This window comes from Paenarthrobacter sp. AB444 (genome assembly GCF_028736865.1).
GTDB lineage: Bacteria > Actinomycetota > Actinomycetes > Actinomycetales > Micrococcaceae > Arthrobacter > Arthrobacter nicotinovorans_B.
This window is the reverse complement of record NZ_JAQZBY010000005.1, coordinates 179,321-199,930: the sequence shown is the minus strand read 5'-3', so window position 1 is coordinate 199,930 and position 20,610 is coordinate 179,321. Positions and strand designations below refer to the sequence as shown.

General features: G+C 61.8%; 24 protein-coding genes. 9 read left to right on the top strand and 15 right to left on the bottom strand.

Translation table 11 applies throughout. From position 1 onward, the window contains the following. Positions 1-57: 57 nt before the first annotated feature. The 8 genes from PQ627_RS08840 to PQ627_RS08805 form a co-directional block, all read right to left on the bottom strand. A complete protein-coding gene (locus PQ627_RS08840) occupies positions 58-543 on the bottom strand; it encodes an SRPBCC family protein (RefSeq protein WP_274260159.1) in 486 nt (161 codons plus the stop codon). 116 nt (positions 544-659) lie between these two features. Beyond that, on the bottom strand, positions 660-1,088 hold the full coding sequence (locus PQ627_RS08835; protein ID WP_443192749.1) for a hypothetical protein: 429 nt from the start codon (positions 1,086-1,088) through the stop codon (positions 660-662). A gap of 48 nt (positions 1,089-1,136) precedes the next feature. Then, complete coding sequence (locus tag PQ627_RS08830) at positions 1,137-1,472, bottom strand: PRC-barrel domain-containing protein (protein WP_144661322.1); 336 nt, start codon at positions 1,470-1,472, stop codon at positions 1,137-1,139. Continuing rightward, a complete protein-coding gene (locus PQ627_RS08825) occupies positions 1,462-1,881 on the bottom strand; it encodes a hypothetical protein (protein WP_274260155.1) in 420 nt (139 codons plus the stop codon). The genes PQ627_RS08830 and PQ627_RS08825 overlap by 11 nt, the downstream gene beginning before the upstream one ends. Continuing rightward, positions 1,878-3,107 (bottom strand): NRAMP family divalent metal transporter, encoded by a 1,230-nt coding sequence (locus PQ627_RS08820; protein WP_274260153.1) that lies wholly within the window; start codon positions 3,105-3,107, stop codon positions 1,878-1,880. The genes PQ627_RS08825 and PQ627_RS08820 overlap by 4 nt, the downstream gene beginning before the upstream one ends. Continuing rightward, positions 3,104-3,580, bottom strand: a complete 477-nt coding sequence (locus tag PQ627_RS08815; protein ID WP_274260151.1) for a hypothetical protein — start codon at positions 3,578-3,580, stop codon at positions 3,104-3,106. Before PQ627_RS08815 ends, PQ627_RS08820 begins: the two co-directional genes overlap by 4 nt. 305 nt (positions 3,581-3,885) lie before the next feature. Continuing rightward, positions 3,886-4,149, bottom strand: coding sequence for a hypothetical protein (locus tag PQ627_RS08810; protein ID WP_274260149.1), 264 nt, complete (start codon positions 4,147-4,149; stop codon positions 3,886-3,888). A 509-nt stretch (positions 4,150-4,658) separates the two neighbouring features. Further along, on the bottom strand, positions 4,659-5,393 hold the full coding sequence (locus PQ627_RS08805; protein ID WP_274260147.1) for an NUDIX hydrolase: 735 nt from the start codon (positions 5,391-5,393) through the stop codon (positions 4,659-4,661). Between the two features lie 107 nt (positions 5,394-5,500). Here PQ627_RS08805 and PQ627_RS08800 point away from each other — a divergent pair, with 107 nt between their 5' ends. The 5 genes from PQ627_RS08800 to ggt all read left to right on the top strand — a co-directional run bounded on the left by PQ627_RS08800 (position 5,501) and on the right by ggt (position 11,733). Next, positions 5,501-6,517 carry an SPFH domain-containing protein gene (locus tag PQ627_RS08800; RefSeq protein WP_274260145.1) on the top strand — a complete coding sequence of 339 codons (1,017 nt, stop codon included), beginning with the start codon at positions 5,501-5,503 and terminating at the stop codon, positions 6,515-6,517. 9 nt (positions 6,518-6,526) lie between these two features. After that, positions 6,527-7,429 (top strand): hypothetical protein, encoded by a 903-nt coding sequence (locus tag PQ627_RS08795; protein ID WP_274260144.1) that lies wholly within the window; start codon positions 6,527-6,529, stop codon positions 7,427-7,429. Between the two features lie 120 nt (positions 7,430-7,549). Beyond that, positions 7,550-8,746 carry an NAD(P)/FAD-dependent oxidoreductase gene (locus PQ627_RS08790; protein WP_274260142.1) on the top strand — a complete coding sequence of 399 codons (1,197 nt, stop codon included), beginning with the start codon at positions 7,550-7,552 and terminating at the stop codon, positions 8,744-8,746. Positions 8,747-8,814: 68 nt separating this feature from the next. Next, positions 8,815-9,750 (top strand): hypothetical protein, encoded by a 936-nt coding sequence (locus PQ627_RS08785; protein WP_274260140.1) that lies wholly within the window; start codon positions 8,815-8,817, stop codon positions 9,748-9,750. A 117-nt stretch (positions 9,751-9,867) separates the two neighbouring features. Beyond that, entirely contained in the window at positions 9,868-11,733 is a 1,866-nt protein-coding gene (gene ggt / locus PQ627_RS08780; RefSeq protein WP_274260138.1) for a gamma-glutamyltransferase, read from the top strand. A 39-nt stretch (positions 11,734-11,772) separates the two neighbouring features. On the opposite strand, the gene PQ627_RS08775 is transcribed toward ggt, so the two are convergent. The 3 genes from PQ627_RS08775 to PQ627_RS08765 all read right to left on the bottom strand — a co-directional run bounded on the left by PQ627_RS08775 (position 11,773) and on the right by PQ627_RS08765 (position 14,146). Next, on the bottom strand, positions 11,773-11,955 hold the full coding sequence (locus PQ627_RS08775) for a hypothetical protein (protein ID WP_274260137.1): 183 nt from the start codon (positions 11,953-11,955) through the stop codon (positions 11,773-11,775). Further along, on the bottom strand, positions 11,952-12,710 hold the full coding sequence (locus PQ627_RS08770; RefSeq protein WP_274260134.1) for a class I SAM-dependent methyltransferase: 759 nt from the start codon (positions 12,708-12,710) through the stop codon (positions 11,952-11,954). The genes PQ627_RS08775 and PQ627_RS08770 overlap by 4 nt, the downstream gene beginning before the upstream one ends. A gap of 446 nt (positions 12,711-13,156) precedes the next feature. After that, positions 13,157-14,146, bottom strand: a complete 990-nt coding sequence (locus tag PQ627_RS08765; protein WP_274260133.1) for a hypothetical protein — start codon at positions 14,144-14,146, stop codon at positions 13,157-13,159. 330 nt (positions 14,147-14,476) lie between these two features. Between PQ627_RS08765 and PQ627_RS08760 the strand changes: the two genes are divergently transcribed. From PQ627_RS08760 to PQ627_RS08750, 3 genes are all read left to right on the top strand, one after another. Beyond that, positions 14,477-14,644, top strand: coding sequence for a hypothetical protein (locus PQ627_RS08760; protein ID WP_274260131.1), 168 nt, complete (start codon positions 14,477-14,479; stop codon positions 14,642-14,644). 48 nt (positions 14,645-14,692) lie between these two features. Continuing rightward, complete coding sequence (locus tag PQ627_RS08755) at positions 14,693-15,268, top strand: hypothetical protein (RefSeq protein ID WP_274260129.1); 576 nt, start codon at positions 14,693-14,695, stop codon at positions 15,266-15,268. Positions 15,269-15,359: 91 nt separating this feature from the next. Continuing rightward, positions 15,360-15,743 (top strand): DUF1304 family protein, encoded by a 384-nt coding sequence (locus PQ627_RS08750; RefSeq protein WP_274260127.1) that lies wholly within the window; start codon positions 15,360-15,362, stop codon positions 15,741-15,743. A gap of 32 nt (positions 15,744-15,775) precedes the next feature. Here the strand turns inward: PQ627_RS08750 and PQ627_RS08745 are convergent, their stop codons facing one another. Beyond that, complete coding sequence (locus PQ627_RS08745; RefSeq protein ID WP_274260125.1) at positions 15,776-16,459, bottom strand: type 1 glutamine amidotransferase domain-containing protein; 684 nt, start codon at positions 16,457-16,459, stop codon at positions 15,776-15,778. Positions 16,460-16,492: 33 nt separating this feature from the next. Continuing rightward, positions 16,493-17,089: a TetR/AcrR family transcriptional regulator gene (locus PQ627_RS08740; protein ID WP_274260123.1), complete on the bottom strand. Its 597-nt coding sequence runs from the start codon at positions 17,087-17,089 to the stop codon at positions 16,493-16,495. Between the two features lie 100 nt (positions 17,090-17,189). Between PQ627_RS08740 and PQ627_RS08735 the strand changes: the two genes are divergently transcribed. Then, complete coding sequence (locus PQ627_RS08735; protein WP_274260121.1) at positions 17,190-18,137, top strand: NAD-dependent epimerase/dehydratase family protein; 948 nt, start codon at positions 17,190-17,192, stop codon at positions 18,135-18,137. 470 nt (positions 18,138-18,607) lie between these two features. On the opposite strand, the gene PQ627_RS08730 is transcribed toward PQ627_RS08735, so the two are convergent. Together PQ627_RS08730 and PQ627_RS08725 are read right to left on the bottom strand one after the other, a co-directional pair. Beyond that, complete coding sequence (locus PQ627_RS08730) at positions 18,608-19,840, bottom strand: Gfo/Idh/MocA family protein (RefSeq protein ID WP_274260119.1); 1,233 nt, start codon at positions 19,838-19,840, stop codon at positions 18,608-18,610. A gap of 25 nt (positions 19,841-19,865) precedes the next feature. Then, positions 19,866-20,609, bottom strand: coding sequence for a ThuA domain-containing protein (locus tag PQ627_RS08725; protein WP_274260117.1), 744 nt, complete (start codon positions 20,607-20,609; stop codon positions 19,866-19,868). Position 20,610 lies beyond the last annotated feature (1 nt).

Sequence of the window (20,610 nt, the reverse complement as noted above, 5' to 3'; positions counted from 1 at the left end):
AAGTATGCCGCGAGGGCCGGCCCGTTGAAATGGCCGGCCCTCGCTTAGGGTTGAAACTTACAGAAGGGCTCCACCTGTGTCATCCACGTCGCCCCCGGTCACCGTTCCGCGCCAGGCGCCGGTTTCGTGTCCTTGGGCTTCAATGAATTTCTTGAACTTGTCCAGGTCTGCACCCACGCGCAGCTCGTCCACGCCGAGGGCCGATCCCGCCTTTTCGGCAAGGCCTTCGGGCTCCCAGTCGATGGCCACGTTGACACGGGTCCGCTCGTCCTCCAGTGGCACGAAGCTCACCGTTCCGGAGTTGCGCGGCCCGTCAACACTGGCCCAGCTCACCAACGCGTCGGGGACCTGTTCAATGATCTGGGCGTTGTACTCCCGTTTCACACCTCCCACGTTGGTGGAAAAATGCAGTGCCGTGTCGTCGATCTGCTCCACAGCCTCCACGCCATTCATGAAGTGGGGGAAGGATTCGAACTGCGTCCATTGGTTGTAGGCCACAGATACGGGCACGTCTACGTCAATTGACTTGTTAACCGTTGCCATGGGTTTTGCTCCTTCGATCTAGTCTCTGTTTCCAGATTCGTGATTCCCGGCGGCGCACCAGCCGGCTGGCTGCTTAACCAGTGGCGCGCCAGTCTAAGCGCGCCAGCCAAAGCTATTTAGCCGGCGTCAAAGTTTTCTTCGTCATCGTCGTTGGGCGACTCTTCCTGCGGGAGGTCGTTACCACTGCCGTCCGGCAGTTCATCAGCGTCTGCCGGCTGCGACGACTGCTCCGCGTGGGACTGTTCATCGATCCCGCCAAAGCGGCCCGCGCCTGGCTCTCCTGAGCTGTCCGAGTCTTCGGGATCCAAGTGGCTGAGGTTCGGCGCGCCGGTTCCCTCTCCCAGCGCGGCTTCATCGATGTCTTCCTCGACGCGCGGCTGGGCCTGGCCTCCGCCTGATTCCTGCTCTGCCGTAGGAGTGCCGTAGCCCCCTACTTCCTCTTCCGGTGTGGCGTCCTGCTTGTCCATGTGACGTGTCCTTTCCGATGCGGCGAACGTGTTAATGGAACACTTCGAACCTATAAGGATGCTTAGTGGCATGTCCATGCCTTTGACAAAATTATCAGTAAACTTAGCATTTGGTCGCCATATGGTTTATGGTGCCAGCCGCGCGTCGTAGGCAGTGAAGTCCGGCCGCAGCCCCACCTCCTGCGGCCCCATCACGGCGATGTCCTCCCACAGCACCAGGAATGAACCCCTGTGCCACCACCGGAACAGCTGTGCCAACGGCCATGGCTGGGTGAGGCCCTGCCGCTCATAGCCAAGGAACGACGCCGCCGTCCGCGGGCTGACCACGATGCCCACGAGTCTCGCCCCGCTCAGGAGTTGGCCACCTGCGCCATCGAGCACGAAGCGGAAATCCGAGACTTCGCCCAGCCTCTGCCCGTCCGCGTCCAGCACATCAGTGCCCAGCAGGTCGTTAAGGTTCATGGCGGCCTCCAGGAATCCTGGCGATGACATGGGTCCGCAACCAGCGTTCCACCCACGAAGCATCCATCGAATCCGCGCGCACACCCATCGTCAGCACCGTGTCCACGTCCGCCACCACATTCCAAGGGATCCGGATCAGACGGCTCGACGGCGGCCTGCCGCCAAAGATCCGCGTCCCCAGTATCGGCCCCGTGAGCAAGGCCGAGATCTGCGGCGCCGACGTTCCCTCGGGGATTGCTTCGCCGGGTTCCAGGCCGCTCAACTCGATGTCGTCAACAGTGGTGACGGGGACGCCGTCGACATCCAGCACCTGCCTGTCCAGCAAGTGGAGCTGGGCATCGAGGACGAGGCCCGCCAAATGGGGAGCGGCATGGATTTCCTGGGGCTGGACGCGCTTGTTTTTACTCATGCTCCCGCTCCTGTGGCGATCATCAGTGGAATGGCGGCCAGGGAAGCCAGCAGGATGATGAACAGGTAGATCACGCCGGCGATGTTCACAGCCCGGCCGTTGACGTGCTTGCCCATGTATTGAGGATCGTTGGCCACGATGAGGATCGGCAGGTAGGTCAGCGGAAGGGCTATCGCCGAGAAGACCACCGAGTATTCAGTCACCAGGATGGGATCGACGCCCGTAGCCAGCACCGCGACCCCGACCAGGAGCACCACAATCATGGACACGTGGAAACGGGCAGCCTGGGCGGGACTACGGAACTTGCCCCAGGACCAGCCAAAGTATTGTGCCAAGGTGTAGCCGCTGGAGAGGGTCGTCTCCAAAGCCGCCCCGAACGTTGCCGCTACCACGCCCAGAATCAAGACCGCCAAGGCCAGTTGACCGCCGGCCTGTGCCACCGGAAGCGCCACCTGCGACAAGGACGTGACGCTGATGCCCGCCGGCAGAAGAACGACGGCGGCGCACGCGGCGATCGCAATGGACAACAACCCGCCCAGCGGGAAACCCAAAAGAACGTTGATACGCGACTGCGCCAAGTCCTTGATCTTCCAGCGTTCCTCCACAGCACCTGAGGAGAAGAAGAACACTTCGTAGGGAGTCATTGCAGCGCCAAACAGGGCAATGGCGTAGTACCAATAGGTCCCGGCGCTCTCGCTTTCCGGTACCGCCGGGGGCAAGGCTTGTCCGAGGAGCGAACCCCAGTCGGGTTTGAGCAGGAACAGAGCCACCGCGAACACCACCAAGGACAAGCCCACGAGCCCTGTGACGTTTTCCATGATTTTGAACTTAACCCGCCACACCACCAGCCACACGGCCAGCAGGGCGAAAGGAACCCAGAGCAGATACGCCACGCCACTGGCCAGTTGGAGCGCCAGGGCTATGCCACCGATTTCCGCCGTGACGGTCATGACATTGATAAGGAACGACGCCCCCAGGTTGGCCAATCCGGCTCTGGCACCCAGGCGCTCCCTGATGACCTCGAAGGTGGCACGCCCGGAGACCGCAGCCACCCTGCCGGACATATTGGCGAACAGGCAGATACCCACGACGCCCACCAGCACAACCCAAGCCAGCGACATGCCGAACCGCGAGCCCACGACGGCATTGGTCACAAGGTCCCCGATGTCGACAAAGCCCCCGATCGCAGTCAGGATGCCGAGCGCAACACCGAGGAGCCGTTTCACTGGATGCCGGCCTTGGTCATGAGGTTATCGAGTTGATCCGTGGCAATGCGGAGCTCGCCCTGCACTGTGGAGAGTTCGGTTCGGCCCTGCGCATCGTCGGAGACGCCGGAAGTTGGGGAGAGCGCATCGCGCGCATGCAGGAGCGCCCGGGAAACAGAGGAAAACACGGCCAGGACGTCGTTCCGGAGCATGCTTTCCTCTTCGGTTTGCGCTGAGAGCCGGTGGACCTGATCGGTGGCGGATTCGACGTCGCCCAGCATGTCGTCAGCCGTCGTGGACGCGGCGGCCGCCGTCGTACTGTCCGCAATCCTGAGGTCCAGCGCAAGGCTTGCCGCGCGCACGGCGGAGGAGACCTCTTTGGCGGGTCCTTCCAGGGAGTCGGCGGCGGGCCGCTGTGAGCAGCCAGCCAGCAGCGTGGCAACGATCAGCAAGAAGGTCAGGGCCACCGCGCGGAACTGCGGGGCGTTTCTCATGACGGCTTCGGTATCTCGCATCCGCCCTGGGGATTCAAACCGGTGTAATTGAGTGGGCCGGCAACAATATTCAAGGCAATCGTGGCCACCTGCGAGCATTGGGCGGGCGGGGCGCTGTAGTATCCTCTTTGGCCGGCGGCTACTGCCCCGATAATGAGCCAAACAACGACGAATAGCCCGAGGATTGAGCCGATTCTCATTTCTACCCCTATCGCTATGTGACGACGTTCAGCATTAGTAAAAATGTTTCCTCAAGAAGCGCGGCGGCGGACCGGATTTCTCCCGCCCGCCGCCCGCTGATCCGATCAATCCGTTGGATTGGTTTCGGTAGTCAGACCACGGTCGTCCGCGGTCTTTTCATCCTTTTCTTCTGCCGGCCCGGGTGGATTGGCAGATTCGCTGGGACCAGCATCGACGGCGTCATCCTGACGTCCCGACGATGCGTCACCGGCATCCCCCGGACCGCTGGTTTCTGGCACCCCCGGGTCCCTGGGAATGGGATGTCCAGGGGTGGTGGTTCCATCGCGAACCTGGGAAAAACCGGCAACTTCGCTTGGATCAGTTGTCATACGCGGGACCGGCCCCTGCCGACGACCCAACCAATGAGTGCCAGCACGAGCAGGATAATTCCTACCCAGAGCAGGAAACTAAGGGCCTGGTTCAGACCGCCAACAAGAAGCAAGATGATCGCGATTACACCTGCGATTATGAGGAGTGTGTTCATTGAGCTACGCATCCCTTTCAATAACTGTTTGTCTATTCAGGAAGGCGTCCGCTGGTACCCCACACCATGTGGAGCGCCACCCATGCCAACGGGCACCGGTTGGAGAAATTCATCTCCATATTTCTTACGTACCCCTGTGGAAAAGGATCCAAACGAATCTTTCCCGCGAGAGGTCCGTACATAGCATCATGATAGGCGTGCATCCTCCTTTGGCGTAGTAGTTCGTCAGGAAACTTACTACCGTTTCGCGGAGCCTGTCCAGCACCCGCTCCCGGCGCGTTGCATCCGGGGTGCGCTCCGGCTCACTGCACACGGGAGCACCCCCCTTCTCCCGTCCGTGGGGTCCAACGGCGGTTAGGCGCGGGGGCGCATCAGGGGTGGGTTCAGCACCGCGCGGGCGGGGTGGCCCGCCGTCGGACGCGACTCGGGAGCGAGCCTGAACAGCGCGGCCGGGCGTCCGGCGTCGCCCGCTGTCATGCGGCCGGTGTCCTCCAGGAAGCCGGGCGTCCCGGTCGCTTTTCGGTGGAAATTGCGCGGATCCAGCCGGGTGCCCCACACGGCTTCGTACACGGCGCGGAGTTGGGCAATCGTGAATTCCTCACCGCAAAACGCAGCGCCCAAGGGTGAGTATTCGAGCTTCGACTTGGCCCGCTCCAGCGCGTCGTCGAGGATTTTTGCGTGATCGAAGGCCAGCTCCAGCCGGCCGTTGAGAACCTCCCGGACGGGATACCAGGCCGCCTGCTCAGCGTCGCTGCCGGCGGCCAGCACCGGGAAGTCGGGCGCCAGCAGCAGGTGCGCGACAGTGAGCACATCACCGCGGGGGTCACGCCCCTTGGGCCCATAGCTCCCCAGCTGCTCGAGGTGCCCGGGCAAGCGTTCGACGCCGGTCTCCTCCGCAAGTTCACGGACCGACGCCTCCAGCAGGTCTTCGCCGGCAAGGACGAAGCCGCCAGGCAGCGCGAGCTTGCCCCGGAAAGGCTCGATGAGGCGGGTGATGAGCAGGACGTTCAGTTCGCCATCGCGCACTGTAAGGGCGACGACGTCGACAGTCACCGGAAAGCGCTCAGGCGCTGGATGGGTTGAAGGCATGAAGCAATCCTAGGGGAGTTATCGTCATGTTGACAATAAAGGTCGGGTCCGCTTAGAGTTTGGTTATCGTCAAAGTGACGACAACCAAACCAAAGAGGCGAAACATCATGGCAACCATCAAGCGCTACCCCTGGATCAGCCACTTCCTCGGCAGCCCCACCGGCTACGTCGTGCACCTGCAGAAGGGTGCGGTCAAGCACCAGGGAGTCGGCCAGGCGTTCTTCTTCCGCCCCGCGAACTCCGTGCTCAGCGAAGTTCCAGTGGACGACCAGGAACTGCCCACCCTCTTCCACGCGATCACCCGGGACCACCAGGACGTCAGCGTCCAGGCCAACGTGACCTACCGCTTCATCGACCCCGTTGCGGTCTCCACGCGCCTCGACTTCGGACTTCAGACCGCAGGCAAGGCCCCCGCTACCGGACGCGAGCAGGTGTCCACCATCATCGGCCAGTTGTGCCAGAGCCACGCGATCGACCAGATCGCCACCACCACCCTCGCCGAGGCATTGGAACGCGGGGTCAGCCAGCTCCGCCTCGTCCTGACCGATGCCCTCCGCGCCGACGCAAGGCTCCAATCCACCGGAATCGAGATCCTCGGCGTCCAGGTCCTCGCCGTCCGGCCCGAAGCCGAGGTCGAACGTGCCCTGCAGACCCCCGTCCGCGAACAACTCCAAGCCGAAGCGGACCGGGCCGTGTACGAAAGGCGGGCAGTCGCCGTCGAACGTGAACGCACCATCTCCGAGAACGAGATGGCGAGCCAGATCGAACTGGCCGTCCGTCGGGAAAGCCTGGTGGCGCAGGAAGGCGCAAACGCCCGCCGCGCTGCCGAGGAGAAGGCAGCTGCCGGGCTGATCGAAGCTCAAGGTTCCGCTGAACGGCAGGGAATCGGCGCCGCCGCGGAGGCCAACCAGATCCGCCTGGTGGGCGAAGCGGCAGCCGCCCGCGAAGCCGCCACCATGGAGGTCTACCGCGGCATGGACCAAACCACCCTCCTGGCCTTGGCCCTCAAGGACGCAGCCGGAAGCCTGCCAAACATCGGGAACCTGACCATCACTCCGGACCTGCTCAGCGGAGCACTCGCCGGGCTGTTCAAGGAAACCGCCACCACCGAAACCACCAAGTAAGGTCGCACCATGGCAACCCCGCGCATCGTCATCGTCCACCGGCGCACGGAGCTCCAGGAACTGTTGGACCGGCACGCCACCCGGGGCCAGGCGGAGTTCTTCCTCCGCACCCGCGGTCGCAGCATCCAGGACGTGCAGGACCGCCACGATCGCCTCAACGAAGCCCTCGCGGCAGTGCGCTCCTCAGTCCCTGCCGATTGGCGACAGGCCGAAGTGGAACGCGCAGACCTCAGCCGCTTCCTGCTGACGGACGAAGACATCATCGCAGTCGTCGGCCAGGACGGGTTGGTGGCGAACGTCGCCAAATATCTGAAGGGCCAGCCCGTGATCGGCATCAATCCGGAGCCAGGAGCGAACCCGGGCGTACTGGTGCGGCACACCCCGGCCGCGGCTGCCGCCCTTCTGGCTTCCGGCGACGTTGGGCGGCTTCGCTGCCAGGACCTCACCACAGTGACAGCAACGCTCGACGACGGTCAGCAGCTTTCGGCGCTGAACGAGGTTTTCGTCGGGCACGCCTCGCACCAGTCGGCCAAGTACACCCTGACCGCCCCGAGTTTCACCCAGGCCGGCGGACAGACTGAGCGGCAGTCGTCGTCGGGCCTCATTGTTTCCACCGGGACGGGCGCCACGGGATGGTGCGCTTCCATTGCCCTGGAACGCGGCGGCCGGACGCTGCCCGCACCCACCGATCCCCGGCTGGCATGGTTTGTCCGCGAGGCATGGCCGTCACCGGTCACGGGCGCTTCACTGACCGAAGGCGTACTGGAAACAGGCGAAACACTGCGGATCACCGTGGCATCGGACCAGCTGGTGGTGTTCGGCGATGGCATGGAGGACGACCGACTGACGGCTTCGTGGGGGCAGGAGATCACGGTGCAGCTGGGGCAGAGGCCGCTGCGGCTGGTTGTTTAGCTTCCGGGCCCCTTAGCCGGGCGTGTTCTTTTCCGTTGCCCTTGAACTCTGGATCATCAGCATGCTTATGATAACGGGAGCCACATCGGGTGCGCTCTTTGCCTTTCAGGGAGGGTGTTTGTGGCTACGGGATATGAAGTTGTGATTGTTGGCGGCGGGAACGCGGGGCTGTCGGTTGCCGGACGCCTGCACCGTTCCGGGGTGAAAAATGTTGCGGTCGTCGAACCCCGCGAACACCACCTGTACCAGCCGCTCTTTTCCCACATCGCCGGAGGGCGCGCGAAGCCGCGGATGGCGACCAGGCCGCAGAAGTCCGTGATGCCACGCGGGGTGACCTGGATTCGGGATGCCGTCACCGGTATCAGCGCCGAAACAGACACCGTGACCCTGAAATCGGGGACCCAGCTCTCCTACCAACAGCTGGTGGTGTGCCCAGGCCTGCAGTATGACTGGGATTCGATTCCCGGGCTCTTTAACGCCGTCCATTCACCGCATGGCGCCTCACACTACGAGTTCGACCTCGCCGCCAAAGCATGGGAGTTGTTCAGTGGCCTGACGTCGGGGACAGCGGTTTTCACCATGCCGTCAGGGCCTATCAAATGCGGGGGCGCTGCGCAAAAACCCATGTACCTGGCGTGCGATTTCTGGAAGAAGCAGGGCGTGTTGGATCGGATCAGGGTTGTCATGGTCCAGCCCTATCCCACAGTATTCGGGGTTGCCGAGGTGGACCGCGAGTTGGAGCGGAAGATCGCCGAGTATGGCATCGAATTGTGGCCGGACAGCGAACTGGTGGCAGTCGATGCCGCTGACAGGAAGGCCACGGTCCGCAAACTCGCAACGGGAACTTCTGAAGAATTAGGCTACGACGTGCTGAACGCAGTCCCTCCACAGACAGCCCCGGACTGGCTCAAAACCACGTCCCTTCCGGCGCCGGGTGACAGCCATGGCTTCGTCGAAGTGGATACCCGAACCCTGCGGCACACAAGGTTTCCCAACGTCTGGTCGCTGGGCGACGCAGCCGGAACCACCAATTCCAAGTCCGGCGGAGCCTTGCGGAAGCAAACAAAAGTCCTGGCCGAGAATCTCGTGGCCGCCATGAAAGGGAACGCCTTGCCTGCCGCCTACAACGGCTACTCGGTCTGCCCCTTCACGGTCTCCCGCAAAACGGTCGTCTTCGCCGAATTCGATGACCATTACCAGGTCATGCCGACCATCCCCCGTATCCCCACATGGAAGGAAAGCCGTCTCTCTTGGTTCGTGGACCGGGACGTTTTCCCTCAGATCTACTGGCACCTCATCCTTAAGGGCCGCGCTTGAGCCTTGGAATGCGCCGGAGTTCAAAACTCATTCGTTAGGGTGGGAAGACTAACCAGTGAGGAGCTTCCGTGAGCCATGCCCACCACGCAACTGAGCAGGTGCCGGCGTCGAACAGCCGCCCCGCGAGGGCGGGCCTCCAAGCCGCAGTCGCCTTGCTGATCGGAACCCTTGCTGGAGCACTTGGCCTTCTCCCCTGGTGGATCACCGGCGCGAAGCTGCCGCTGCAGAACCTCTGGGCTTCCCCGGTGATGCCGGATCAGATGCCGCTGGCGCTGCTGCCGTTGAGTCAGTATGAGATCCTCACCCTGATCGCGCTCCTGACCACTGGCGGCGCCCTCGCCGGTTTGGCGGTACGGCTCTGGAATCCTGCCCGCCGGGCCATTGCGATGTGGTGCGCGGTTGGCGGCGTCTTAATGGTCCAGGTGGTGGCAACAGCGCAGTCCTTTACAGTGCTCAACGACGGTCTCGCCGGCGGGAAGCTCACGGACTTCTACTTCTTCGGACTGCTGGCCTGCGTCATCCTCTCGATTGCTGCCAGTATCGTGGCCCAGCTCCTGATCGGCTCGACAGGCCGTGCTGCCACAGCTCTGGGAGTCGGGCTCATCGCCGTCCCCGTCACTTCCTGGGCCGTGCAGTGGGTCGTCGGCGTTGCGGGCCGAAGCAACATGCCCCTCGAAGTCCCGACGCTAGCCCACTGGATCCCCGCTGTCCTTGTGGGTTGCACACTGGCTTGGTGCGGTTTCAAACCCGCCCGCCGCATCGTCGTCTGGGTTCTGGACCTCGCGTTCCTGTGGGTCATCCCCGCCGTTTTCACCGCGGTCCAGTCAGTGTTGGCGACCCGCGCGATCGCCGGGGACATCGCCGAGATGGTCCTCATGGGCCAGCAGGTCCTCACCGCCGCTTTGGGGCCCGACGGCGGTGCCGGCCCAACGCTGTTGCTCGCCGTGGGCATTGGGCTGGCTGGTGCAGGGATCCGCGCAATGACCGGCCGGAAGAGCCCATAACGGCCCTGAGCCACCGTCACTGCTTCAAGAATCAACCTTTGTCCCTCGCAGATCCCCCGGGGTAGGGTGGCCGAACCGTTCGCCACATCATCGTCTGGGAAAATTCTGGGAGAAACCATGACTCATGTGAGACGTCAGCTGGCCGCTGTCACAGCGGCCTTCGCACTGGGCGCGACAAGCCTGGGCATCGCCAATCCGGCCGTCGCTGATCCCCGTCAAACGGAGAAAACAGCTACAGCAACCGGCTACGGCGGCGCCGTGAGCACCGTGGATCCTGAAGCATCGGCAGCCGCCATCGAGGTCCTGAAGAAGGGCGGAAACGCAGCCGATGCCGCCGTTGCTGCGGCGGCGACCCTCGGCGTCACCGAACCCTACAGCGCGGGCATCGGTGGCGGCGGCTACTTCGTTTTCTACGACGCCAAGACCGGCCAGGTCGGTACCATCGACGGCCGGGAAACCGCGCCCGCAGCGATGCCTAACGATGCCTTCATCGACCCAAGCACGGGCAAGCCGTATCCCTTTACGACGCAGAACCCGGCGCTACCCACAAGTGGCGTCTCCGTCGGCGTCCCCGGCACTCCGGCCACCTGGGAGGGCGCTCTGGAACGCTGGGGCACCTTGGATTTGGGAGATGCGCTGAAACCCGCCATCAAGGTGGCAACCCGCGGCTTCGTGGTGGATGAAACCTTCCGGAACCAGACGAAGGACAACCAAGCACGATTCAGCAATTTCACGTCCACCAAGGACCTGTTCCTTCCCGGTGGTGACGCGCCCGCCGTCGGAAGTGTCTTCCAGAACCACGACCTCGCGGCGACCTATCGGCTCCTTGCCGAGGAAGGCACTGCCGCCTTCTACGGCGGGCCGCTTGCTGCCGAGATCGCCAATACAGTGCAGGCGCCGCCAAAGGTCGCCGAGCCGACCCTGCCCATTCCCGTTGGGTTCATGACCACCCAGGACCTGGCGGATTACAAAGCTGTGGATCAAGACCCCACGCACATGAACTACCGGGGCTATGACGTCTACGGGATGGCACCCTCAAGCAGCGGCGGAACCACGGTTGGCGAAGCCCTGAACATCCTGGCGCCCTTCAACCTCTCCGAAATGAAGTCAACGGACGCGCTGCACCACTACTTCGAAGCCAGTTCGTTGGCCTTCGCCGATCGTGGCAAATACGTCGGTGATCCGGCTTTCGTGCAGGTTCCTACCAACGCCCTGCTGGACCGTGACTTCGGCAAGGAACGTTCCTGCCTGATCGATCCGGCAAAGGCGGCCGCGAAGCCGGTCGCTCCCGGCGACGTCACGGATTACGACGGCGTGTGCCCGGCTGCGGCGGCACCGCACGCCAAGGAATCCGATACCGAGAACATTTCCACAACCAACCTCACGGTTGCGGACAAGTGGGGCAACGTGGTGGAGTACACGCTGACCATCGAACAGACGGGCGGCTCCGGGATCGTTGTTCCCGGCCGTGGGTTCCTGCTGAACAACGAGCTGACCGACTTCAGCACTGTTTACGACGCCGCTGATCCGAACCGTATTCAGCCAGGGAAACGGCCGCGGTCGTCCATGTCGCCCACTATCATCCTGGACGAAGGCAAGCCGTTCCTGGCGCTCGGTTCTCCTGGTGGTTCGACCATCATCACGACTGTCCTGCAGACCATCATCAACCGGGTTGACCTGGGCATGACCGTGTCCGAGGCCCTCGCAGCTCCCCGTGCCGCACCCAGGAACGGCGCCACAGTGAGCTCGGAACCGGCGTTCATTGATGCCTACGGCCCGGCGCTGACGGCGAAGGGTCATAATCTGATGCCGGCCGGTGATGCCTTCACATCCGCCGCTGAGATAGGCGCGGCCACCGCCATTGAATTCGGCGACGGCGGGAAGCTCACCGCGGCTGCCGAGCCGACGCGTCGCGGAGGAGGCTCTGCAATGGTGGTTTCCGACGATAATCGAGGCCCAGGAAAGGGTCCGAAGCTCAAGTAGTTCTGTCCCCTCCGAACGTTGAAGCGCGCCGCGGCTTTGTCAGCCGCGGTCCGCTCTGCGTTCCACCCTGGAACGCCAGTAAGCCGTGCAGGCCGCGAGGGCGCAAATGACACCCGTGATGAGTGCCCAGACAGAGTCGCTGCCTCCGGAGATGAAAACGTAGAGGGAGTAGAAACCCAGGACCATGGCCAGGATCAGCCAGCTCACCTCTCTGTTGCTCATAGTCGATCCTTTGCTTTTTGGGTCCGTTGGCTCAGGGCGCACACCCAGAGGTTGAGTTCTTTAATGCGCTCTTCGTGCTTGTCCGCTCTCACGGGCCGTCGCTCAAGAACAGTGAGACCCTCAGCAGCGAGGTCTTCTTCGATGAGTCCAGTGCTGACGAAGGAGATGTCACTGGAGGAGGCCGAGGACCTGTAGGTTCCGTGCTCGTTGAAGCCGATGTGGGTCATAGTCACGTGCCGTGCGCCGTTAAGGGCATCCCGGCTTTCAACGGTGATCAGGAAGGCGTCCTCCCCCAGCTGTAAAATAGTGGCGCCGTTGTTGGTTGTAATTGGGCCGTGGCGGTGGTCCGGATTCAGCACGGTCATGAGAAAGCGGCCGCCTGGCACCAGGCACCGGTTCACCATGCGGAACAGCGTTCGCCGGGTGTCGGGATCGAGAAGGGTGGCGTAGCTGGCGCCGAGGATGACACAACCAAAGGTCTGTTCGGAGCCACGCTTCGAAGGGCGGAGCGCCAGCGATTCCCTTCCTGTGGAACCGATCCTCCGGCTCAACCGACCCGAACCCCATGACAGCTCAAGGACCGCTCCAGAGGTCTCGGCTGCAGCAGCCAGAATCTCCGGAATCTCTGTGAGGCTGCTGGCGAGGATGTGGTCGTAGAGGCGGGTTCCGAAGATATCCCGCCCCTGTTGCCTGACGCTTACACCTCCCAAAGTTTGCAGGACAGGGTCGACGGTTCTCTCCAGTGTGGTTGTCATCTACGGCACTCCCCAAGTGTGGCGTCGGTATTGTTCTTGGCACCGACACTACAGGCGGTTGATGGCGCCTCAGTGCGGAAACGGGAAAACTAAGTGGTGAATTGGGCGGTTTAGGTGAATTTTGCTTCGTCTAGGTGGTGGAGAGCCGACTTCCAGGTGGCTCAAGCTCTGCAGACGGGCAAACCCTCGGCGCCGGTCACAGACCTAGTGCCGAGGGTTCGCCGTAAGGCTGCCTACTGGGTCTTACCGCCAGACGGCTTCCTGTCTTTTCGGGAAAGCCAGATTTCGTTGGCTGCAAAGGGGATCAGTGCGACGAGCGGTATAGCGACGCCTTGCCAAAACGGAACCCAGGAGAACACGAGCGGCATGAACGATGCAACGAAAATTGCTGGATGAACGTACCGGTACCATTTCATGGTTTTTCCCTGGTCAAAGCAGCGCCTCCGCTACCAGCAATCGCGGGCTGGCATGATCGCAAGGCCTCCCCGAGGGTTGTACAGCGGGACGCCGTAACACGTTGAGCTGTTGATGTACGAGGGTCCCCATACGGAAGCGACAGCATCGACGACTCCCTTGACGCCGGCAATACCGACTACCGTACAGATCTGACTCACAATCTTCGCCCAAGCTCCGGAAAGCCGCGTGAAGGTACATCCCGCCCATGCCCCGCCAGCCGCGAGGGCAACCGAGATGGAGCTGAACGCCTTTATCTCCGCGCCCCAGACGGCTAGCACCGGCCAAGGAATCCACTGAATACTTGGATCAGCTTTGACTGGAAAGGCAGTAGAGGAATCATGGGCAATCGTTTGGACGAGCTCCGAGCCTACCAGGGAGAAAGATGTGGGGACCTTTGCTCCGTTGGCGTCGTAGGCCCATGGGACCTGGACAAGACCCAGCGGTTTGCCACTGGCATCGGCGATCTGAACTGATCCGTCAGGGTTCACTTTCGCTGATGCACCGGACGGAAGATTCAAATCGAATCGATACTCGTGCGGTGCCGCTTCACCTTCGACGCTGATGATGGATTGACTGCCGTACTCGGTTGCGTAGGCGGTAACTGATGCCGCCGTCATCGCTGTGCTCACGAGGGGAGTATCTTCGCCATGAAAGAGACCGGCCGGCACTCCGGCCAGATTTACACGGTCGGGACGCACAGGAGTGCCGGGAAGAGAGACCGAAATGCTGTCTTGCGATTGTTCGTCGGTCGTTACTATTTTGGAGCCAGCAACCGGCACGGTTGCGATGTGCGATTTAGCATCGCCGCTCTGCGGATTAGCCCGCGTGTGTTCGATCGCTTGGGACCCGCTTTTGTGGTCATCAGCGATGGCAGGGCCAAGACCGGCGGCCAAGAGGCAAACGCTCAGTGTCGTGGCCAGGACCACCCTTGTGGACATCAAGAGATTCTTCTTCAAATTTCCTCCGATGTAATTGGACACTTCTGCATCCAAATTTGGTTGCGGCGAACACCGCACCTACCGGCATCTAACTGAATGAAATTGCTTGCACAGGCCCGAAACCCAAAATTAGGTGGTGAAATTGCCAAAATTAGGTGGTAATTTCCGGCATCTAGGTGGTGATCCTCTGTCGTCTAGGTGCTGGAAGCGAACTCATCCGTCCCGCATCATCGAGCGCCGCCTTTTCAGAGGCCGGCGATCGTTCCACCACCTAGGCAGCTCCCGAACACCACTCATTTTTGCCACCGTTAGCACCTAGAGAAGCCCAAACGACCACTCATTTCCCGTCATTTTGCTCATGAGTGTCGCTTCGTGGTGCATCCTGAGGAGATGAAGCTACTGACCCTTACTGCGGCTGCCGCACTCCTGATCGCCGCCTGCATCTCGTACGTCAGTAATCCGTTGGCGGCATGGCTGTCCTTGGCCGCGGCTGTGGGGATGATTGCCACCTACGTGGCTTACAGACGGCAGTCCAAATAACTATTCATCGCTCTGAGGCCGGGGTAGAAAGGGCACGGTGCATGCACTATGAAATCCTTCACTTGGGCAAGAGCCGCAACGGATAATCCGGAAACCAACAAAGTAGCTGTAATGCTGCCTGGCTCCGGCTACCCGGTGGAAGGGCCTGTCCTCTTTTGGATAGGCGAGATGCTCGGCGCCTTGGGATGGCATGTACAGGCTGTCAAATGGACTCCCGAAGATTCTCCAAGTGCTAATCCTCACGAATTCGCTGCCATGGCCGCCCAGCAAGCCTTCGCGGAATCACCCGAAGCGCATAAGCGGCTTATCGTGGCCAAGTCATTCAGCACTCTGTGCATCCCCTGGGCCGAAGAGACATTGACTCCGGGAATCTGGCTGACACCACTCCTCACCGACGCCTCAGTGAGAAGCACTATCGCGGCCAGCCCCAAGTCTGACCTGTTCATCGGTGGATCAGAGGACAAACTCTGGGACGGAGGACGATTGGCGGAGACCAACGGCACGTTTCTAGAAGTGCCGGGGGCCGATCATTCCCTACAGATTCACAACGATTGGCGTGCTTCGCAAACGGCGCAATCCGAGATCTTCGAAAGGATCGAAGAGTTTATTGTGAGTCTCTTCTAGATAATGCACACCTTCTTCTCTTGAAGGGCTTCGTGCACCGAGCGTAATCTGCTCAAAGAAGCGCGGTTGGGGATCGGCCTAGGAGCGCGGCATGAACCTGCTCAGCCAGATACTCGCTGGATCCACCGGACTGGCACTCCTAAGTGTTGGTGTCCTGGAGATCTTCTTCCATGGCGACCAGCGTTTCCACCGGATCTTTCTGATTCGGCCTGAAGACGTCCAAGCCGTGCGTATGTGGGCGATGAACGTCGGTGCCTACAACGTCTCCTTCGGCCTGGGAATCGCAGTGGGTCTTTGGATGGTGAACTTCTCTGGGAATCCCGACAGCGGGTCGGCAATAGTCATCTTCTGCTGCGCCTGCCACGTATTCCTCGGCTTCTGGCTTTGGGTGACGGAGAAACGTCTCCTTGCCAGCGCCATTGGCCAAGCGCTTTTCCCCGCACTGGTGATCGTCTTCTACGTTGCGCTTCGATAGTCAGGCTCCATCCCGCCGTCGTCCGGCGTCCCTCACAACAGTTCCGCAACCTTCCGTGCCGTTTCCTTGGCCGATCCAGGATTCTGCCCGGTGACCAATTTCCCGTCCGCAATGGCGTAAGAGACGAAGGGGAGCTTGGCCTTCTCATAGAGCGCCCCGCGCTTCTTCATCTCCTCCTCGGCGTTGTACGGCACAAGCTTGTCCACGCGGGCCAGGACTTCCTCCTGCCATGCGAAGCCAGTGACCTTCCGGCCCTCCACCAAGAGGCTGCCGTCTGAAAGCCTGGTGTTGAGGAGGCCGCAATACCCGTGGCAGACCGAGGACACGATGCCACCCTGTTCCCAGATTTCGCGGGTGATCCTCTGGAGCCCTTCACTGTCGGGGAAGTCGTACATCACCGCATGACCCCCGGTGAAATAGATGGCATCGTAATCCCCGGATTCAATGCTTTCGGGGCTGTCGGTGTGCTCAAGAAGTGCCATGCGCTCCGGGTCCGCATGCCATGCCTTGGAAGCTTTGTCATAACTGGGGAACTTCAACGATCGAGGTTCCAAAGGGACCGTGCCGCCTTCCGGACTGACGATGGTTTGCTCGAACCCGTGTTCCTCAAACACCGCCCACGCGTGAACCAGTTCTGAGAGCCAAAGGCCAGTGGGGTGTGATGGGTCGTCGTAGTGGCTGACGTTGGTGGCGACATGGAGGATGCGTTTGGTCATGCTGGTTCTCCTTCGTGGGGGCCGGATAGGGACTTAGCCAGCCGACCTTTTGCTGTCGTTGAGCGCGAAGATCGCCCCGACCGCCAACTTCACGCGGGCTGCAACGTCGTCGTTGCTTTGGGGTCGCAGTTTGCCGTCCAGGTGCAGGAATGCCAAGCCGTGGGCCATGCTCCACAGGGCGACCGAAAGACCTGAATTGCCTGGAAAGAGGCGCTCGAAGACCTGGTTCAACATCCCATGGAGTTGCTCCGCCGCTTGAACACGTTCGCTGTCGGCCTCGTCGCATTCATTTCCGAACATCAACCTGAAGACAGCCGGCCGTCTCAAGGCGAACGCCACATAGGCCACTCCGAGTGCCGTGATCACCTCCTCGGGTGCCCCAGCCCCGGGCAACCTAGCCGAGGCAGCTTCCAGGTCTGCCAGAAGGTCCCGGAAACCCTCCACGGCAACAGCGTTATCGAGAGCCTCCCGATCAGCGAAATGCCGATAAGGCGCAGTCGGAGACACCCCCGCGCGGCGGGCCACGGCTCTCAGGGAGAACGGCTCCCCCGCTTCCAGGCTCTCGACGGCGGCAGCAACCAGTGCCGCACGAAGGTCACCGTGATGATAAGGCTTTACTGATGTTGACACTGCTAACTTCGCCTCCTACGCTGATGTAAGCAGTGTACACATAGCGCCCTGGCAGGTCCACGCCGACGCACTAAGCCGCGTACGAAACCGAGGTTGAAAAATGCAGACAATATTGGGCGCCAACGGCCAGATCGCAATCGAACTGGCCAAGGAGCTGCACCGCGCCTACAGCAAGGATTTGCGGCTTGTCAGCCGAAACCCCCGGAAGGTCAACGAGTCCGACTCCCTTGTCAAAGCGGACCTGCTCGACGCAGGACAGACGGCTGCGGCGGTACAGGGCAGCGATATCGTCTACTTCACGGCTGGCCTCCCGGCGAACACGGAGCTTTGGGAAGCACAATTTCCCACCACGCTCCGCAACGCATTGGAAGCATCAAGGGCTGCCGGCGCCAAGTTCGTCTACTTCGACAACACCTACATGTACCCCCAGGACGATCGCGTCCAGACCGAAGAAGCCCCGTTCGCTCCCGTGGGGCGTAAGGGAAAAGTCCGCGCGGACATGGCATCGATGGTGCTGGAAGAAATGGCCAGGGCCGATATTCCTGTCCTCATCGCCCGGGCGCCCGAGTTCTACGGACCGGGCCGCACGCAGAGCTTCACCAATGCGTTCCTCATCGACCGCCTGAAGAAAGGCAAAAAGCCCTTCGTGCCCGTGCGAGATGACCGCGAAAGAACGCTGATCTGGACCCCGGACGCCAGCCGGGCTCTCGCGCTTCTGGGCAACACGCCTGACGCTTTCGGGCAGACGTGGCACCTCCCGGTCGATGCGGAGTCATTGACCTACCGGCAGTTCGCCAACATAGCCAGCAAGGCGTTCGGACAGGATGCCGGCTACACCGTCGTGCCCCGATGGGTTCTCAACGTCGCAGGACTGTTCTCAGCCCAAGTGCGCGAGTTGCGGGAACTTCTTCCGCGCTACGAACACCACAACCGCTTCAGCTCCTCGAAATTCACCTCACGGTTTCCCGAGTTCACGGTAACTTCCCCTCGGGACGGCCTGGCCATCATCTGCCACGAAGCCGATTCGTCGCGGCCGGATTCAGACTAAGGCGCCCAGTACCTGCTGCATCTGGAAAACGGTGGTAAAGGAAGGCGGCAAACGCCGGTGGTAGCGTCATCCCATGAAAGTGACTCCTCGAATGCGTCGCACTATCATCATCTTCCTGGCGGGATTTATCTCCTTCGCAATATTTTGGCCGATCTTTGGTGTATTGCCGGCACTCGGTATCGGAATCGTTCTAGCGGCAGCCGCTATGGCAATTGGCGCTGGAATAGCTTCTCACCGCAATTCGCGACGGGCTTAGTTATCGTCTGGGCTCCCCTTGATGCTCCAACGCGGGTCCTGAACCTGGGACGTCTTGAATGTAGGGGATGCCCGCAGAACCGGCGGGAGTTCGACTCAAGATCGTACGTTGGTCTAATAAAAGATGTCCAAGGCTGGTTGAGACATGTTTTATTAAGGCCGTCGGGCCTAACGGTCTGTGCCGCGGCGTCCGCGTTACGGACGCCCGTTTCCCGTCAGGGAACGACTTCAACCGTCTTTCTCTGGATAACTCCGACGACAGAGGAGTTCCGGTCGTCTAATTCGCCCCCAAATCCAGCCCTTTGAACCCCCGTCACCACACTCCTGTTCCGCGCCGACTCTTCGACGGCGGCCAGCACCCGCTGGACCTGCAGCCCGTCGTCGAACGACGGCGACGGCGCCTCACCATCGCGGATAGCGCACAGGAAGTCCCGGATCTGGTGCGTGAACGTGTGTTCCCAGCCGATGATGTGCCCCTGCGGCCACCACGCCTCAAGGTACGGATGCTCCGGCTCATTGACCAGGATCCGCCGGAACCCTTGCTCCCGCACAGGCAGCGTGGCATCCAGGAAGCCGAGTTCATTCAGGTTCTCCAGGTCGAACGTCAATGAACCCAACGACCCATAGATCTCGATCTTCAAAGAGTTCTTCTGCCCGGTAGCCACCCGTGACGCTTCCACAGAGGCACTCACGCCACCGGTTAGCCCCAAAGTGGTCCACGCGGCGTCGTCCACTGTCACCTTCTCCAGACCAGCAGGACCGGGCCGTTCGGCAACAAAAGTCCGCAGCGTCCCGGTCACCTCGGTGACGGTCTGGCCGGTCAGGTACTGGACTTGGTCGATCGCGTGCGAAGCGATGTCGCCCAGCGCCCCGGAGCCGGCGGTCTCCTTCCGGAGCCGCCAGCTCATGGGGGTTTCGACGTCGGATAGCCAGTCTTGCAGGTAGGCGGCACGGACGTGCCGAACGGTTCCGAGACGGCCTTCGGCAATCAGTTCGCGGGCCAAGGCGAGCGCCGGGACGCGTCGGTAGTTGAACCCGACCATCGATTGCACGCCCTGCTCGCGGGCCGAAGCTGCCGCCGAAGCCATCAGCTCGGCCTCCTCCAGGGTGTTGGCCAGCGGCTTCTCCACGAGCACGTGCTTCCCGGCTTCCAGCGCCGCGATAGTGATCTCCGCGTGCATCCAGCCTGGAGCGCAGATGTCCACGATGTCGATGTCGTCGCGCTCAATCACGGATCGCCAGTCGGTCGCCGATTCCGCCCAGCCGTACTTGCCGGCGGCCTCGGCCACCGCCAAGGCGTCCCGGCCGACGAGCACGCGCTGCTCGAAGGCCGGGACGTCGAAGAAGCTGGCCACGTTCCGCCACGCATTCGAGTGGGCCTTTCCCATGAAGGCGTAACCGATCGCGGCCACGCCCAACGGACGGCCAGCGGGAAGGGAAGTGGTCATGCTTAATCTCCTTGGATAGACAGGCCTACGCGAACCAGTCCCGCGACGGGTTGGAAACCTCGGGCGCCTCGCGGAAGACACCCGGCTGCGCAACCCAGCCAACGCCGTTGGCGATGACCTTCTGGATCTGCGGCTGGTGGTACACCGGGTACTCCTGGTCGCCGGGGCTGAAGTAGAAGATCCGTCCCTTGCCGCGCGAGAAGGTCACGCCTGAGCGGAACACCTCTCCCCCGGTGAACGAGCTGATGAAGATCAGGTCGTCGGGCTCAGGGATGTCGAACAGTTCCCCGTACATTTCCTGCTGCGGAATCACGATGGGGCTTTCAATCCCGGCCGCGATCGGGTGCGAAGGTTTGACGGTCCACACCAGCTCCCGTTCGCCCTCGTTGCGCCACTTCAGCGAACACGTAGTCCCCAGCAAGCGAGTGAAGATCTTGGCGAAGTGCCCGGAGTGGAGCACCACCAGGCCCATGCCGCCGAGCACATGCCGCTGCACGCGCTCCACCACTTCCTCCGCGACTTCCTCGTGGGCAATGTGGCCCCACCAGAGCAGTACGTCCGTCTGCGCCAGGAGTTCCTCGGACAACCCGTGTTCCGGATCGGCCAGGGTAGCCGTGGTGATTTCGGAGTCCGGGTAGAAACCCCGCAACCCGGCTGCGATGGCGCCGTGGATCCCTTCCGGGTACATGTCGCCGATGGTGGCGGGCTCGTTGCGGGCCTCGTGGACGCCCTCGTTCCAGACGACGATCTTCAGTTTCGTATCAGACATG